The organism is Pseudomonas palmensis (genome assembly GCF_017848315.1).
GTDB classification, from domain to species: Bacteria; Pseudomonadota; Gammaproteobacteria; order Pseudomonadales; family Pseudomonadaceae; genus Aquipseudomonas; species Aquipseudomonas palmensis.
The window spans coordinates 15,043-31,715 of sequence record NZ_JAFKEC010000065.1 but is presented as its reverse complement, the minus strand read 5'-3'; the positions used below and the strand labels follow the sequence as shown (position 1 = coordinate 31,715).

Genomic DNA, 16,673 nt, shown 5'->3' with positions numbered 1-16,673 from the left:
CCTTAAGGTTCGCGCAGATGCCCTGGATATGCGCAATCGCCGCCTTGCGCGCCTGCTCCGGCATTCGCCCGGTCACGGCGTTGTACAGCCGCGCATGCTGGCGGTCGATCTGGCGCTTCTGCACATCGCGGTGGTACAGGTTGTTCACCGAGGCGAACACCGAGTTCAACAGCAGGTCGGTCAGCGAGCGCAGCGTCTGCACCAGCACCGGGTTGTGCGAGGCCTCGCAGATCGCCAGGTGAAACGCATGGTCCAGGTGCGCATGCTCAGAGGCCGTCAGTGGCTGCTCATGGGCCGCCAGCAATGCCTCGTAGCTGCGCCGTATGAGCACGAAGTCCGCCTCGGTGCCGCGCAGCGCCGCCAGGCGTGCCGACTCCCCTTCCAGCAGGCTGCGCACCTCGAACAGGTCGTACAGGGTGCGCGGCTGCGAACTGAACAGGTGCATCAATGCCGAGGTGCTGCCCTGCCCCGACAACTGCGCCACATATGAGCCCTTGCCATGCGCAGTCTCGATGATGCCCTTGGCGCGCAGCAGCTTGAGCCCTTCGCGCAGGGCCGTGCGCGACACGCCGAGCTTTTCGGTCAGGCGCCGCTCCGACGGCAGCGCCTGGCCGACCTTGAGCACGCCATCGACGATCAGCCGCTCGATGCGCTCGCACACCACGTCTGCCACCTGCATTGAAAGCGCTTCGCCCATCGCTCCTCCAACTGGTATGACCAGACACCAGGGGCTTTATGCCCCTTGCCAGATCAATACATAACTAACTGTATTTATTGAATATTCATGAACAAGCCGGAAAAACCGCAGCAACAAACTGGTTCGACCAGTGATTTGAGCGATAGACACTAAGCCGTCGCCGGCCAATGATGCAAGTGAGCCGTGTTCCATCGAGCTTCCATAACAACAAGACAAGGGTCGTTAGCCTGCCCATGAACATTCTCTACGACGAACGCGTCGATGGTGCCCTGCACAGCGTCGACCGGGCCGAGTTCCTGCACACCCTGCAGAGCCGCCTGCCCGACCTGGATATCCTGCACGCCGCCGAAGACCTCAAGCCCTACGAGTGCGACGGCCTCTCGGCCTACCGCACCACGCCGATGCTGGTGGTGCTGCCGCGCCATCTGGAAGAGGTGCAGAGCGTGTTGCGCCTGTGCCACGAGCGCAAGGTGCCGGTGGTGGCACGTGGCGCCGGCACCGGTTTGTCCGGCGGCGCGCTGCCGCTGGAAAAGGGCGTGCTGCTGGTAATGGCGCGCTTCAACAAGATTCTTGAAATCGACCCGGCCGGGCGCTTTGCCCGCGTACAGCCCGGCGTACGCAACCTGGCGATTTCCCAGGCTGCCGCGCCGCATGGGCTGTACTACGCACCCGACCCCTCCTCGCAGATCGCCTGCTCGATCGGCGGCAACGTCGCCGAGAACGCCGGTGGCGTGCACTGCCTCAAGTACGGCCTGACCGTGCACAACGTGCTCAAGGTCGAGATGCTCAGCGTCGAGGGCGAACGCATGACCCTGGGCAGCGATGCCCTGGACGCCCCCGGCTTCGACCTGCTGGCGCTGTTCACAGGTTCCGAGGGCATGCTCGGCATCATCACCGAAGTCACCGTCAAGCTGCTGCCCAAGCCGCAGGTGGCCAAGGTGCTGCTGGCCGCCTTCGACTCGGTGGAAAAGGCCGGCCGCGCCGTGGGCGACATCATCGCCGCCGGCATCATCCCCGGCGGCCTGGAGATGATGGACAACCTGGCGATTCGCGCCGCCGAAGACTTCATCCACGCCGGCTACCCGGTAGAGGCCGAGGCCATCCTGCTGTGCGAACTGGACGGCGTCGAGGCCGACGTGCACGACGACTGCGAGCGCGTGCGCGTGCTGCTCGAACAGGCCGGTGCCACCGAAGTGCGCCTGGCCCGCGACGAAGCCGAGCGCGTGCGCTTCTGGGCCGGGCGCAAGAACGCCTTCCCCGCCGTGGGCAGGCTGTCGCCCGACTACTACTGCATGGACGGCACCATACCCCGGCGCGAACTGCCCCACGTGCTGGGGGCCATCGCCGACCTCTCGGCCGAGTACAACCTGCGCGTGGCCAACGTGTTCCATGCCGGCGACGGCAACATGCACCCGCTGATCCTGTTCGATGCCAACACCCCCGGCGAGCTGGAACGCGCCGAGGCGTTCGGCGGCAAGATCCTCGAGCTGTGCGTGAAGGTCGGCGGCAGCATCACCGGCGAGCACGGCGTGGGCCGCGAGAAGATCAACCAGATGTGCGCCCAGTTCAACAGCGACGAGCTGAGCCTGTTCCATGCGGTAAAGGCTGCGTTCGACCCGCTGGGCCTGCTCAACCCGGGCAAGAACATCCCCACCCTGCACCGCTGCGCCGAATTCGGCGCCATGCACGTGCACCACGGCCAACTGCCCTTCCCGGACCTGGAGCGCTTCTGATGAGCACCGTACTGTTCGACCCGGCCCACGGCAGCGACCGCAGCGCCGACCTGCTGGCCCGCGTGCAGCAGGCCATCGCCGAGCGCACCCCGCTGTTCATCCGCGGCGGTGCCAGCAAGACCTTCTACGGGCGCCCCGTCGACGCCCAGCCACTGGACCTCGCCGGGCACACCGGCATCGTCTCCTACGACCCCACCGAACTGGTGATCACCGCCCGCGCCGGCACGCCCCTGCGCGAGCTGCAGGCCGCGCTGGAGCGTGGCGGGCAGATGCTTGCCTGCGAAGTGCCGTGCTTTGGCGACAACGCCACGGTCGGCGGCATGCTCGCTGCCGGCCTGTCGGGCCCGCGTCGCCCATGGGCGGGTTCGGTACGCGACTTCGTACTGGGCACGCGCATGATCAGCGGCCTGGGCACGCACCTGCGCTTTGGCGGCGAGGTGATGAAGAACGTCGCCGGCTACGACCTGTCGCGTCTGCTGGCCGGCAGCCTGGGCTGCCTGGGGGTGATCACCGAAGCCTCGTTCAAGGTGCTGCCCAAGTACCGCTGCCGGGTCAGCCTGCGCCAGGCCATGCCGCTGCAGATGGCCCTGGACAAGCTCGGCGAATGGGGCCAGCAGCCGATCCCGCTGACCGCCGCCAGCCATGACGGCAGCACCCTGTACCTGCGCCTGGAAGGCAACGAGGGTTCGGTACGCGCCGCCGCTGAACGCCTGGGCGGCGATGCGCTGGATGACAGCTACTGGGACGACCTGCGCGAACAGCGCCTGGCGTTCTTCGACGACCCGCGCCCGCTGTGGCGCCTGTCGGTGCCGGCACTGACGGCGCCGCTGGCGATCGAGGGCGAGCAGTTGATCGACTGGGGCGGCGCGCAACGCTGGCTCAAGAGCAGCGCCGATGCCGACAGCATCCGCCAGCTCGCCGCCGCCGCCAACGGGCACGCCACCTGCTTCACCCCGGGCGTGGTGGACAGCCCGTTCCAGCCGCTGGCCGCACCGATCCTGCGGTTTCACCAGACGCTCAAGCGCAACCTGGACCCTCAGGGCATCTTCAACCCCGGCCGCCAGTACGCCGACGTCTGACCCAGGAGCCACCATGCAGACCAACCTGAGCGAAGCGGCCAAGCGCCTGCCCCACGCCGACGAAGCCGAACGCATCCTGCGCAGTTGCGTGCACTGCGGCTTCTGCAATGCCACCTGCCCCACCTACCAGGAACTGGGCGACGAGCTGGACGGCCCGCGCGGACGCATCTACCTGATCAAGCAATTCCTCGAGCAGGACACCGTCAGCGAGAAGACCCAGCAGCACCTGGACCGCTGCCTGACCTGCCGCAACTGCGAAACCACCTGCCCGTCGGGGGTGGAGTACCACAAGCTGCTGGACATCGGTCGCGACGCCATCGAGGCCCGTGTGCCCCGCCCGCTGGGCCAGCGCCTGCTGCGCAGCGGCCTGCGCGCCGTGGTGCCGCGCCCGGCCCTGTTCCAGGCGCTGGTGAGTACCGGCGAGCTGCTGCGCCCAGTGCTGCCCGTGGCATTCAGGACCCACCTGCCACGCAGCGTGGCACCGGCCCGGCAACGCCCCCAGGCCACCCATGCACGGCGCGTGCTGATGCTCGAAGGCTGCGTGCAGCGCAGCCTGTCGCCCAACACCAACGCCGCCACCGCGCGCGTGCTCGACCGCCTGGGCATCAGCATCACGCCGATTGCCCAGGCCGGCTGCTGCGGCGCGGTGGACTATCACCTCAACGCGCAGGACACCGGGCTTGAACGTGCGCGGCGCAACATCGATGCCTGGTGGCCAGCCGTGGAAGCCGGCGCCGAAGCCATCGTGCAGACCGCCAGCGGCTGCGGCGCCTTCGTCAAGGAATACGCCTACCTGCTGCGCGACGACCCGGCCTACGCGGCCAAGGCCGAGCGCATCAGCGCCCTGGCGCGGGACATCGTCGAAGTGATCCGCGCCGAACCGCTGGAGCGCTTCGAGGCGTGCTGCGACCAGACCCTGGCCTTCCACTGCCCGTGTACCCTGCAGCACGCACAAAAACTTGGCGGCGCAGTTGAAGCCGTACTCAAACGCCTGGGCTTCAACCTTACCGAGGTACCCGACAGCCACCTGTGCTGCGGTTCGGCCGGCACCTATTCGCTGACCCAGCCGGTGCTGTCCAGGCAACTGCGCGACAACAAGCTCGATGCGCTGGAAAGTGGCCACCCCGACGTGATCGCCACGGCCAACATCGGCTGCCAGACCCACCTCGACGGTGCCGGGCGAACCCCCGTGCGGCACTGGATCGAACTCGTTGACCAAGCCCTCAACCCAGGAGCCTGATTTCATGCAAAGCAAACCCGTAATGACCCTGAGCGACGTGCAGCAGATTCTCGCCGCCGCCCGTGCCGAGGCCCAGGCCAACCAGTGGGCCGTGAGCATTGCCGTGGTCGACGACGGCGGCCACCCGCTGGGCTTCGAGCGCCTGGACGGCTGCGCGCCGGTGAGTGCCTACATCGCCACCGAAAAGGCCCGCAGCGCGGCGCTGGGCCGACGTGAAACCAAGCTGTACGAAGACATGATCAATGGCGGGCGCACGGCGTTCCTGTCGGTGCCGGTGATCAGCGGCACGCTCGAAGGCGGCGTGCCGGTGATCGTCGACGGCCAGGTGGTCGGCGCGGTGGGTGTGTCGGGGGTCAAGTCCGAACAGGACGCCCAGGTGGCCAAGGCCGGCGTTGCCGCCGTTAAAGACTGATCAGGAGCAACCGAACATGAACGACCGTATTCAGCGTCAACGCCTGCAGGTCGCGAGCGCCCTGCAGCACTTCATCGAAACCGAGGCCCTGCCCGGCACCGGTGTGCCGGAGGCCAACTTCTGGCAAGGCTTCGACGCCCTGGTGCACGACCTGGCGCCGAAGAACCGCGCCCTGCTCGCCGAACGCGACCGCCTGCAGGCCGCGCTGGACACCTGGCACCGCGCCCACCCGGGCCCGGTGGCCGACATGCCGGCCTACCGCGCCTTCCTGAGCGAGATCGGCTACCTGGTGCCGGTGCCTGAACAGGTGGCGGTGAGCACCTCCAACGTCGACAGCGAGCTGTGCGAACAGGCCGGCCCGCAGCTGGTGGTGCCGGTGATGAACGCGCGCTATGCGCTCAACGCCGCAAACGCACGCTGGGGCTCGCTGTATGACGCGCTGTATGGCACCGATGCGATCAGCGACGCCGACGGCGCCGAGGCTGGCGAGGGCTACAACCCGCGCCGTGGCCAGAAGGTCATCGCCTTCGCGCGCAAGGCCCTGGACCAGGCTGCACAGCTGGCCGGCGGCTCGCACGCCGAGGCCAAGGCCTACCGCATCGAGGACGGGCAACTGCGCGTCGACCTCATCAGCGGCCTGACCACCACACTCAAAGACCCCGCCAAATTCGTCGGCTTCCAGGGTGATGCCGCCCAGCCGAACGCGGTGCTGCTGAAGAACAACGGCCTGCACCTGGAAATCCAGATCGACCCCACCAGCGCCATCGGCCAGACCGATGCGGCCGGGGTCAAGGACGTGCTGGTCGAAGCCGCCCTGAGCACCATCCTCGACTGCGAGGACTCGGTGGCCGCGGTGGATGCCGAAGACAAGACCCTGATCTACCGCAACCTGCTGGGCCTGATGAAAGGCGACCTGAGCGAAGCGATCAGCAAGGGCGGCAAGACCCGCGTGCGCCGCCTCAACCCGGACCGCGTCTACACCGCAGCCGATGGCGCAACACTGACCCTGCATGGCCGTTCGCTGCTGTTCGTGCGCAACGTCGGCCACCTGATGACCAACCCGGCGATTCTCGATGGCGATGGTGCCGAGATTCCCGAGGGCATCATGGACGCGGTGCTGACCGGCCTGATCGCCATCCACGACCTGCAGCGGCGCGGCAACTCGCGCAGCGGCAGCGTGTACATCGTCAAGCCGAAGATGCACGGCCCTGCCGAAGTGGCGTTTGCCGCCGAACTGTTCGGGCGTGTCGAAGACCTGCTGGCGCTGCCGCGCAACACCCTGAAGATGGGCATCATGGACGAGGAGCGGCGCACCTCGGTGAACCTCAAGGCGTGCATCGGCGCAGCGCACGAGCGGGTGGTGTTCATCAACACGGGCTTTCTCGACCGTACCGGCGACGAGATGCACAGCGCCATGGAAGCCGGCCCGATGCTGCGCAAGGGCGACATGAAGTCCACGCCGTGGATCACCGCCTACGAGCGCAACAACGTGCTGGTGGGGCTGGCCTGCGGGCTCAAGGGGCGCGCGCAGATCGGCAAGGGCATGTGGGCCATGCCCGACCTGATGGCCGACATGCTGGTGCAGAAGATCGGCCACCCCAAGGCCGGTGCCACCACCGCATGGGTGCCCTCGCCCACGGCCGCCACGCTGCATGCGCTGCACTACCACCAGGTGGACGTGCAGGGGGTGCAGAGCGAATTGCAGCGCATCGACCTGGCCGGCGAGCGTGACAGCCTGCTCAACGACCTGCTGACCATTCCGGTGTCGCCGCGTCCGAACTGGAGCGATGCGGAAAAACTGCAGGAGCTGGAGAACAACTGCCAGGGCATTCTCGGCTACGTGGTGCGCTGGGTGGAGCAAGGGGTCGGGTGCTCCAAGGTGCCGGACATCCACAACGTCGGCCTGATGGAAGACCGTGCGACCTTGCGTATATCCAGCCAGCACATTGCCAACTGGCTGCTGCATGGCACGGTGAGTGAGGCCAAGGTACGCGAGGTGCTCGAACGCATGGCGGTGGTGGTCGACCGGCAGAATGCCGGGGATGCGGCATACCGCCCGATGGCGCCGGACTTCGCCACCTCGATGGCGTTCCAGGCCGCCAGCGACCTGGTGTTCAAGGGGCGTGAGCAGCCGAGCGGGTATACCGAGCCGCTGCTGCATGCGTGGCGCTTGAGGTTCAAGGCGGCGAACTGACGGGCCTCTTCGCCCGCAAGGCTGGCTCCTGCAGGAACCAGCCTTGCGGGCGAAGGCCCCGGCAACTACACGATGGGCAACCCATTGTTGACCACTTCCCGCGTATACGACGCCAGCTGCTTGGCATCCATGCTGGCCACCAGGTCGGCCTCGATGGGCCGGTGCGCCACGATACTCACATCGGTGCAGCCCAGGGCGTTGTGGCGGATCCGGCGCACCGCCGGGCTGATGGTCACGGGGATGATGCCGATGCCCATTTCCTTGGCGATGCGAAATGCACCGGTCTTGAACGGCAGCACGCCCTGCCCGGTGTTGCGCGTGCCCTCGGGGAAGATCCAGAGCGATGTCTTGCTGTCGGCCACGCGGGTGGCGATGCGCCGCAGGCTGGTGATCGACGCGCGCGGGTTGCTGCGGTCGATGAACAGGCTGCCGGTCAGCCAGTACAGCTGCCCGGCCAACGGCAGCCAGCGCAACGACTGCTTGCCCACGATCACCGTGCCTGGGCGCAGCGCCTGGGCCACGACAAATGCATCGTGGTTGCTCTGGTGGTTGGCCACATAGATGTAGGAGCGGTCGGGCGCGATGGCGTCGAAACCACCGACCTCGACGCGCACGCCAAAGATCCAGTTGATGGCCCTGTAGACCTTGCAGGCCAGGTAGAGGTTGTCCTGCTTGCGCGGGTTGAGCAACAGCACCAGGCACAGGAACGGAAACGTCACCACCACGAACAGCACGACCAACAGCCAACGCACACACGCAATCATTGCTTTACCACCTTCCCTCGACATGTTCACCCGTCACGCTGCCAGTTGCAGTGCGCGGGTCGTCTGGTCATCGATTTCGATCCAGAAGGCCAGCACCGGCTTGTCGTCAATCATCTGCGGACGCGCGATTCTTCGCGTGGTCACGCCCATGCGCTTGAGCAACCGCTCGTTACCCATTGCAGTAAAGGCAATCAGCCTGCGCGCCCCCTGGGCACGGGCCACATCGATCACCTTGCCGACCATCGCCACGGTATTCTGCCAAGCCTGTTCAGCCGACAGGTATTGGCCTTTGGGCGAACTCATGGCGAAGCGCGAGAGCTCCCATATGTCCTGCTGATAGGGGAGCGGCGCATCGCCAACCAGGTGCGGAAACACTTCTGCCAGCAGGTACGGGCGATGGGTGGGGATCAGGCGGGCACAACCGAAAATATTCTGTTGCTTGTCGCATGCCAGCACATACAGCGTATCGGGGCGGTCGAACTCATCCCACTCCTGACCCTCGGGACACTGCAATGGCCAGCCCAGCTCCCTTACAAACACCTGGTAGCGGTACTCGGCCAGTGCGCTCGCCATGGTGCGCGGAAAGTCTTTGATGGTCCCGGTTACAGCAGTGAACATGAAAACGCCCCAACTCAAAGAGCTGGGAGTACAACAAACCCTCCGGAGCCTATATAGCTGCCCGAAAGGGCAGGTTTATTCGTAGGAAAAACCTGAAATGCCAGCGCACTGATGGCCATTTGCTACAGAAGTTTTCCGCGAAAACTGTACCGTACGGTATAATTCGGGCCTGTTTGCACTCTCCATTGGCCGAGCACATTCCACCCATGAAAGGCACATTGCGTGAATGACTGGCGCGAGCACTTCATTGCCGTGGTGACGGGGTGCCGCAACGAAGGCGAGCTGTTCAGCGAGCTGACCCGACTTACCCGCGAGCTGGACTTCGAGTTCTGTTCCTATGGGCTGAAGAATCCGCTGCCGATCGCCGCCCCGCAGTTCATCCTGCGCTCCAACTACCCCAGCGCCTGGGAAGCCAGGTACGTGGCCGAGGACTATTTTTCCTGCGACCCGACGGTGGCCCACGGGCTGACCCGCACCACCCCCCTGCAGTGGGCCGCCGCGCAACAGCAGCACCAGCAGGCATTCTGGGAAGAGGCGCGGCACTACAGCCTTGACCACGGCTGGTGCCTGTCGGTGCAGGGCGACTACGGCACCATCGGCCTGCTGTCCCTGTCCCGCCCGGATGACCCGATCTCCACACTGGAACTGGACGCCAAGGAAGCCAAGCTCATCTGGCTGTCGCAACTGGCGCACAGTGCCATGACCGGCTTCTTTGCCCAGACCCACCTGCCCGAGGCCCAGAAAGCCCTGACCGCACGGGAGAAAGAAGTGCTCAAATGGACCGCCGTGGGCAAGACCTACAGCGAGATCAGCATCATCCTCACCATCGACAGCCGCACGGTGAAGTTCCACCTGGTCAACGCCATGCGCAAGCTGCAGGCCAGCAACAAGGCCGAGGCGACGGTGAAGGCAATTCTGCTGGGGATGCTTTTCTAGGCCAGGGCTGCATCAATAGCTGAAAATTCCCGACACAGCGACTAAGGTAGGCACAGATCGGTGCTCGCCCCTGGCCCGAGACAACAAGATGACGGTGAGCCGCCCCTGCGCGCGCCACGGTCGACGGGAGCCCAGCATGCAGCATACCCAGACCAGCCCGAGCGATCTTGCGGCCTTCGTCGACGATCACTTCCCCGAGCGCGGCATCCGCCCCGACCCTGTCATTGCGCAGTCCTGGTACCGCAGCGTGGTCGAGCATCGCCTCGACCCCGGCGCCGCCGGGCGTACCCACGTGCTGGGCGCCGACGCCATCCGCCAGCATCAACAGCAGCACCAGCAATACCTGGCCATCGCCAGCCAGGGCGTCAGCGGCCTGGCCAGGCGCGTGGTGCCGGCCGGGTTCGCGGTGCTGCTCAGCGACGAACACGGCATCACCCTCGACACCCGCCTGCCCGAAGCCAGCCACATCTATACCCAGGCCGGGCTGGTGGTGGGCGCGCGCTGGGACGAGTCGATTGCCGGCACCAACGGCATCGGCACCACCCTGGCCGCCGCGCAGCCGCTGATCATCCACCGCGAAGAGCACTTTCTGGCCTCCAACTTTCGCCTGAGCTGCTCGGTGGCGCCGATCTTCGACGCCCAGGGCCTGCTGCGTGGCTGCCTGAACGCCACTTGCCTGAACAGCAACGGGCCCAAGGAGGCGCAGTACCTGACCCTGCAACTGGTGATCCTGTATGCGCGGCTGATCGAGAACGCGCACTTTCGCGAGTGCTACCGCGACCGCCTCACCCTGTCGCTCAAGCCCATCGACGACATAGCCGACCTGGCCAACGAGCAGTTGCTGGCGCTGGACGACAACGGCCGCATCATCGGCGCCAACCGCGCCACCTTCGTTGCCCACCAGCGCGATGCAGCGCCGCTGCTGGGTGCGCGCATCGACAGCCTGCTGCCAACCTCGGTGGATGAACTACTGCACCTGACCCAGGGCGGTGCACGCGGCGTGCGCCTGCGCGGGCAGCAGGACGACGCCTTGCTGGATGTGGGCCTGCGCATACCGTCGCAACGCCACCGCCCTGCCCCGGCCAGACCGCCGGTGCGCAGCAGCCACCCCGACCTGCAGCAGCTGGCCGGCGGCGATGCGCGCCTGCAACAGGCGGTGCAGCGGGTGCGCAAGGTGCTCGACAAGGACCTGCCGATACTGATCACCGGCGAGACCGGCACCGGCAAGGAGGCATTCGCCCGCGCCATCCACCAGGCCAGTGCGCGGCGCGCCGGGCCGTTCATCGCGCTCAATTGCGCGGCGATTCCCGAGACGCTGATCGAGAGCGAGCTGTTCGGCTACCGCGGCGGCAGCTTCACCGGGGCCGACAAGAAGGGCATGAAGGGCAAGCTGGAACTGGCCGCCGGCGGCACGCTGTTTCTGGACGAGATCGGCGACATGCCGGCGCACCTGCAAACCCGTTTGCTGAGGGTGCTGGCCGAGCGCGAGATCTTCCCGATCGGCGCCCAGGCGCCGGTGGCGCTGGACGTGCAGGTGGTGTCGGCGACCCACCAGGACCTGCACGGGATGATTGGCGACAAGCGCTTTCGCGAGGACCTCTACTACCGCCTGGGCGGCATGAGCCTGGCGTTGCCGGCCTTGCGCGAACGCAGTGACCGGGGCGCGTTGATCGAGCAGTTACTGGCGGCGCAGAGCAGCGGCGTGCGGTTGACCGAACAGGCCCGCCAGTGCCTGCATGCCCATGCGTGGCCGGGCAACATTCGTCAGTTGCTCAATGCGTTGCGCTACGCGGTGGCGTTGGCCGAGGACGGGGTGATCGACGTGGATTGCCTGCCGGCGGAAGTGGTGCAGGTGGTGCGCGGCGAGCCGCTGCGCATCGACAGCCAGGACCCGGCCAGCGAGTTGCTGCAAAGGTTGCGGCGCCATCGCTGGAACATCAGTGCGGTGGCGGCTGAACTGGGGGTGGCGCGCTCGACGCTGTATCGGCAGATGAAGAAGTACGGGGTGGTGCAGCCCAATGATCGGTTGTGATGGCAGGGGTTGCTGTGCAACCCATCGCGGGTCGAGCCCGCTCCCACAGGCTGTGGGAGCGGGCTTGACCCGCGATGAGGCCCTAACAGGCTACCTGGGCCTCAGATCTGGATGTAGACCACATGGGTATGCGTGTACTCATACAACCCATGCTTGCCATCGGCCCCACCGATCCCCGACTTGCGCGTGCCGGCATGGAAGCCCTGCATGGCCTCGAAGTTCTCGCGGTTGATGTAGGTCTCGCCGAAATCCAGCGCATTGCTGGCATGCATCGCTGCACTCAGGCTGCGCGTGTACAGCGATGAAGTCAGCCCGTATTCACTGTCGTTGGCCAGCGCAATCGCCTCGTCCAGGCTCTCCACGATCTGGATCGGCAACACCGGCCCGAAGATCTCCTTGCGCATGATCTCCATGTCGGCCGAGCAGCCGGCCAGCACCGTCGGCTGGTAGTGGAAGCCCTGCCCGCGATCGGCCACCGCGCCCCCGGTCACCAGCTGCGCGCCCTGCCCGGTGGCGGTGCGCACCATCTGCCCGACCTTGTCCAGGGCGGCCTGGTTGATCAGCGGGCCCATGTCCAGGTCCGCCTCGGCCAGCGGGTCACCATAACGGGTGGCGGCCATGGCGCTGGCCAGTTTGTCGGTGAACTCATCCGCCACCTCGCGCTGCACGTACACCCGCTCGGCGCAGTTGCACACCTGCCCGGTGTTGATCACCCGCGACGCGGTGATCGACTTGACCGCCAGTTCCAGGTCCGCATCAGCCAGCACGATGGCCGGCGCCTTGCCGCCCAGCTCCAGGTTGAGCTTGGTGATGTTCGGCGCCGCCGCGGCCATGATCCGCGAGCCGGTGCCCACGCTGCCGGTGAAGCTGATCAGGTCGATGCCGGCGTGGCTGGTCAGGCGCTGGCCCACGGTCGCCCCGGTACCGCACACCACGTTGAACACGCCGCTGGGCAGGTCGGTCTCGGCCACCAGGCGGGCGAACTCGAAGCAGTTGATCGGTGTTTCCTCGCTGGGCTTGATCACGATGGTGTTGCCCGTGAGCAGGGCCGGCGCCATCTTGCGGGCGATCAGAAAGAACGGGAAGTTCCACGGCAGAATCCCAGCCACCACGCCCAGCGGCTTGCGCAGCAGAAAGATGCTTTCACCGGCGCGGTCGCTGGTGAGCACCTCGCCTTCCAGGCGTCGCGCCCACTCGGCCATGTAGTCCAGGTAGTCGGCAGTGAAGTTGACTTCGACCAGGGCCAGGCCGAGCACCTTGCCCTGCTCGGCGGTGATGATGCGCGCCAGGCGCTCGGCGTTGTCGCGCACCTTGCTGGCGATCTTGCGCAGGTAGCCGGCACGCTCGATGGCCGGGCGCGTGGCCCAGCTCTTCTGGGCCTTGCGCGCGGCGGCAATGGCCTGCTCCACCTGCGCGTCACTGGCCTGGGGTACGCGCCCCAGCAGTCGTCCATTGGCCGGGTTGTGCACCTCGATCTGCGCGTCGCTGTCGACGAACGCATTGGCGATGTAGTTCTGGTAGATGACGTCACTCATGGGTCAATGGCTCCTTTTCAATGGGATGACTTGGCGCTGAACTGCTTCCAGGTATCGCCTTCCTGATGAAGGTCGTGGGCGCGCTTGATCAGGTACTGGTGGATCTGGTCGACCTGCTCGGGGGTGAAGGCGTCGGCGAACGACGGCATGCCATCCGGCACGCGGCCACCGAAGAGGATGCCGAGGAACATCTGGTGCTTTTCCGGGGTGAGCTTGCGCAGGTCGGGCAGCACGCCGCCGCTGACCGCGTGGATACCGTGGCACTGCGAGCAGTAACCGTCGTACAGCTTGGCGCCCGCCTCGATCGATGCGGTGTCGTTGCTCAACGCGGGTGGTTTGGGGGTGTCCGGGCGTGGCGCCGGCTCTTGCAGCTTGGCGGTGCCGCCCAGCTTGTAGGTCAGCACCTGGGCGTACGGCTGCACGCCGGCCCGCAGCGACAGGGCCCCGGCAAAGGTGGAGAACGCGCCGCCCCAGCCGGCCATGAAGGTCACGTACTGCTCGCCATCCACGCTGTAGGTGACGGGCGCGGCCATCACGCCGCTGGCAGCCGGTTGCTCCCAGAGTTTTTCGCCGGTGTCGGCGGCATAGGCGATCACCCGCCCGTCGGCGCTGCCCTCGAACACCAGGTTGCCCGCGGTACTCAAGGTGCCGCCATTGAAGATGGTCACGTAGGGCACTTCCCAGGCGGCCTGCTGCTTGACCGGGTCCCAGGCGATCAGCTTGCCCGACCAGCTCTTGGCCATCTCCAGCAGGCCTTCGGCGCCTTCGGGCATCATCCCGGTGCGCAGGCCCAGCTGGTACATGCTCTTGAACGGGTTGCGCTTGGGCGCCTCGGGGATGTGCTCGTAGTAGGCCGACATGATGTGCGCCGGGATGTACACCAGCCCGGTGTCGGGGTTGTACGACATCGGCTGCCAGTCATGCGCACCCCAGAACGCCGGGGTCACTAGGTTGCGCTTGCCGTTCTTCCAGTAGGCGGCGTTCTCTTCGTCCAGGATCGGCCGCCCGGTCTTCATATCCATGCCCTTGGTCCAGCTCTGCGGCACGATGCCCTTGGCCGACAGCAGCTCGCCGGTGGCGCGGTCGATCACATAGAAGAAGCCGTTTTTCGGCGCCTGCATCAGCACCTTGCGCGGCTTGCCGTCGATGGGCAGCTCGGCCAGGATCATGTGCTGGGTGGCGGTGTAGTCCCAGGCATCGCCCGGGGTGGTCTGGTAGTGCCACACGTATTCGCCGGTGTCGGCATTGACCGCCACGATGGACGACAGGAACAGGTTGTCGCCCTTGGCCTGGCTACGCCATTTGGGGTCCCACAGCGAGCCGTTGCCCACGCCGATGTACAGCAGGTTCAGCTCCGGGTCGTAGGCGAACGAGTCCCAGGCGGTGCCGCCACCGCCCTGCTCCACATAGGCATCGCCGAACCAGGTCTTGGCGGCGATCTCCATGCCCTTGCCCTCGGGCGGCAGCTTGGGGTCGCCCGGCACGGTGTAGAAGCGCCACGCCTCCTTGCCGGTTTCGGCGTCGTAGGCGGTGACATAGCCCCGCACGCCGAACTCGGCGCCGCCGTTGCCGATCACCACCTTGCCGTTGACCACCCGAGGGGCGCCGGTGATGGTGTAGCTGCGCTTGTGGTCGGCGCGGGTGTCGACCGACCAGGCGCGCTGGCCGGTCTTGGCGTCGATGGCCTCCAGGCGCCCGTCGAGCACGCCCACGTAGACCTTGCCCTTCCACACCGCCACACCACGGTTGACCGCGTCGCAACAGGCTTCGCCGGCGCGGTGGCGGTCCGATTGCGGGTCGTACTTCCAGATCAGCCTGCCGTCGCGCGCATCCAGCGCGTACACCACCGAGAACGGCCCGGTGGTGTACATCACCCCGTCGACCACGATGGGGGTGGCTTCCACGCCACGGTCCAGGTCCAGCTTGTAGCTCCAGGCCAGGCCCAGCTGGCCGACGTTCTGGTCGCTGATCTGCTTGAGCGGGCTGTAGCGCTGTTCGTCGTAGGTGCGCCCGGTGCTCATCCAGTTACCGGGCTCCTTGTCGGCGGCGATGATGCGCGCGCCATCGACGTTGGCCGGGATGTCCGCAGCCAGCGCCGGTGTACCCGCCAGGCTCAGCAGCACGGCAACGGCAAGGGATTTGAGGGGAAGCGAGGCGAGGCCAGTCTGTCTCATGGGAGTGTCCTGTTCTTATTAGTGGCGCAGTCTTCGCGCTGCGCCACTCGCTCATCGCAACCGCCATGCCAGCTGTGACATGAACCGCCACAACCGCTCTGGCACGCGGCTTTTCGCGCGCCGCACCGATGCCGCCCGCGCTGCAATCAACGCTACAGGTGTTGCATCACCCGCTACACAGGGCGCACACCTGTAGCGCAGTGTTGGCCCGGCGCACGCCGCATTCACAAATCGAATGACAGGGATTTCAACATTTAATTTGTGGATAGCTAAAGATGGTCATAACGTAGCGGTGCAATCCCTGAACGGGGCCGCCCGCCGCAGGCTGGCCCGGGGGACACAACAACAAACATCGAGACTGTCCATGTCCAGAACCACTTACTTCGCCCCCCACGGCGGGCACCCGGCTCAGACCGAGCTGCTGACAGACCGTGCCATGTTCACCGAAGCCTACGCGGTGATCCCCAAGGGCGTGATGCGTGACATCGTCACCAGCCACCTGCCCTTCTGGGACAAGATGCGCATGTGGGTCATCGCCCGCCCGCTGTCGGGTTTCGCCGAGACCTTCTCGCAGTACATCGTCGAAGTTGCCCCTGAAGGCGGCAGCGAGCGCCCGGAGCAGGACAAGAACGCCGAGGCGGTTCTGTTCGTGGTCGAAGGTGAAGTCGACATCACCCTGCAAGGCAAGCCGTACACCCTCAAGCCAGGCGGCTACGCGTTCATTCCGCCGGGCGCCGACTGGAGCCTGCGCAACAACAGCGCGGCCAACGTGACCTTCCACTGGATCCGCAAGCACTACCAGGAAGTCGAAGGCCTGGCGCACCCGGAAGCGTTCGTCACCAACGAACAGGACGTTACCCCGATCCCGATGCCGGGCACCGATGGCGCCTGGGTCACCACCCGCTTCGTCGACATGGCCGACATGCGCCACGACATGCACGTCAACATCGTGACCTTCCAGCCGGGCGGCACCATCCCGTTCGCGGAAACCCACGTGATGGAGCACGGCCTGTACGTGCTGGAAGGCAAGGCGGTGTACCGCCTGAACCAGGACTGGGTCGAAGTGGAAGCCGGCGACTTCATGTGGCTGCGCGCCTTCTGCCCGCAGGCCTGCTACTCGGGTGGCCCTGGCCCGTTCCGCTACCTGCTGTACAAGGATGTGAACCGCAACGTGAACCTGACGCTGAACCCAAAGCGTTAAGCAGGTAGCGATGCAGAAAGCCCGCCGTGACTGGCGGGCTTTTTTGTGGAGAAGTGAC

General features: G+C 66.2%; 13 protein-coding genes. 8 read left to right on the top strand and 5 right to left on the bottom strand.

The genetic code is table 11. From position 1 onward, the window contains the following. Nucleotides 1–697, bottom strand: a 697-nt coding sequence (glcC, locus tag JZZ72_RS24135; RefSeq protein WP_210015279.1) for a transcriptional regulator GlcC, incomplete at its 3' end; no start/stop codon positions are given. Between the two features lie 233 nt (nucleotides 698–930). Between glcC and glcD the strand changes: the two genes are divergently transcribed. Genes glcD through JZZ72_RS24110 form a run of 5 tightly spaced genes read left to right on the top strand, consistent with a single transcriptional unit; the run spans nucleotide 931 to nucleotide 7,355 of the window. Continuing rightward, nucleotides 931–2,430: a glycolate oxidase subunit GlcD gene (gene glcD / locus JZZ72_RS24130; RefSeq protein ID WP_043861170.1), complete on the top strand. Its 1,500-nt coding sequence runs from the start codon at nucleotides 931–933 to the stop codon at nucleotides 2,428–2,430. Continuing rightward, nucleotides 2,430–3,509, top strand: coding sequence for a glycolate oxidase subunit GlcE (gene glcE, locus JZZ72_RS24125; protein ID WP_054915154.1), 1,080 nt, complete (start codon nucleotides 2,430–2,432; stop codon nucleotides 3,507–3,509). Before glcD ends, glcE begins: the two co-directional genes overlap by 1 nt. A 13-nt stretch (nucleotides 3,510–3,522) precedes the next feature. Then, complete coding sequence (glcF, locus tag JZZ72_RS24120; protein ID WP_058541269.1) at nucleotides 3,523–4,749, top strand: glycolate oxidase subunit GlcF; 1,227 nt, start codon at nucleotides 3,523–3,525, stop codon at nucleotides 4,747–4,749. Between the two features lie 4 nt (nucleotides 4,750–4,753). Further along, nucleotides 4,754–5,161 (top strand): heme-binding protein, encoded by a 408-nt coding sequence (locus JZZ72_RS24115; protein WP_043861167.1) that lies wholly within the window; start codon nucleotides 4,754–4,756, stop codon nucleotides 5,159–5,161. Between the two features lie 16 nt (nucleotides 5,162–5,177). After that, the gene (locus JZZ72_RS24110; RefSeq protein ID WP_210015278.1) at nucleotides 5,178–7,355 is read left to right on the top strand and encodes a malate synthase G; all 2,178 of its coding nucleotides are present in this window, start codon (nucleotides 5,178–5,180) and stop codon (nucleotides 7,353–7,355) included. A gap of 65 nt (nucleotides 7,356–7,420) precedes the next feature. On the opposite strand, the gene JZZ72_RS24105 is transcribed toward JZZ72_RS24110, so the two are convergent. Both JZZ72_RS24105 and JZZ72_RS24100 read right to left on the bottom strand, forming a co-directional pair. After that, the gene (locus tag JZZ72_RS24105; RefSeq protein WP_210015277.1) at nucleotides 7,421–8,107 is read right to left on the bottom strand and encodes a lysophospholipid acyltransferase family protein; all 687 of its coding nucleotides are present in this window, start codon (nucleotides 8,105–8,107) and stop codon (nucleotides 7,421–7,423) included. Between the two features lie 45 nt (nucleotides 8,108–8,152). Next, complete coding sequence (locus JZZ72_RS24100; protein WP_043861164.1) at nucleotides 8,153–8,737, bottom strand: acyl-homoserine-lactone synthase; 585 nt, start codon at nucleotides 8,735–8,737, stop codon at nucleotides 8,153–8,155. A 222-nt stretch (nucleotides 8,738–8,959) separates the two neighbouring features. On the opposite strand from JZZ72_RS24100, the gene JZZ72_RS24095 reads away from it, so the two are divergent. Both JZZ72_RS24095 and JZZ72_RS24090 read left to right on the top strand, forming a co-directional pair. Next, nucleotides 8,960–9,673, top strand: coding sequence for a LuxR family transcriptional regulator (locus tag JZZ72_RS24095; protein WP_043861163.1), 714 nt, complete (start codon nucleotides 8,960–8,962; stop codon nucleotides 9,671–9,673). Between the two features lie 136 nt (nucleotides 9,674–9,809). Next, nucleotides 9,810–11,705 (top strand): sigma-54-dependent Fis family transcriptional regulator, encoded by a 1,896-nt coding sequence (locus tag JZZ72_RS24090; RefSeq protein ID WP_054915157.1) that lies wholly within the window; start codon nucleotides 9,810–9,812, stop codon nucleotides 11,703–11,705. Between the two features lie 101 nt (nucleotides 11,706–11,806). Here JZZ72_RS24090 and aldA read toward each other — a convergent pair whose 3' ends face one another. Together aldA and JZZ72_RS24080 are read right to left on the bottom strand one after the other, a co-directional pair. Next, a complete protein-coding gene (gene aldA, locus JZZ72_RS24085) occupies nucleotides 11,807–13,240 on the bottom strand; it encodes an aldehyde dehydrogenase (RefSeq protein WP_210015276.1) in 1,434 nt (477 codons plus the stop codon). A 17-nt stretch (nucleotides 13,241–13,257) separates the two neighbouring features. Beyond that, complete coding sequence (locus tag JZZ72_RS24080; protein WP_054915158.1) at nucleotides 13,258–15,414, bottom strand: PQQ-dependent dehydrogenase, methanol/ethanol family; 2,157 nt, start codon at nucleotides 15,412–15,414, stop codon at nucleotides 13,258–13,260. 364 nt (nucleotides 15,415–15,778) lie between these two features. Here JZZ72_RS24080 and JZZ72_RS24075 point away from each other — a divergent pair, with 364 nt between their 5' ends. Next, the gene (locus JZZ72_RS24075) at nucleotides 15,779–16,615 is read left to right on the top strand and encodes a bifunctional allantoicase/(S)-ureidoglycine aminohydrolase (RefSeq protein ID WP_043861160.1); all 837 of its coding nucleotides are present in this window, start codon (nucleotides 15,779–15,781) and stop codon (nucleotides 16,613–16,615) included. Nucleotides 16,616–16,673: the final 58 nt, after the last annotated feature.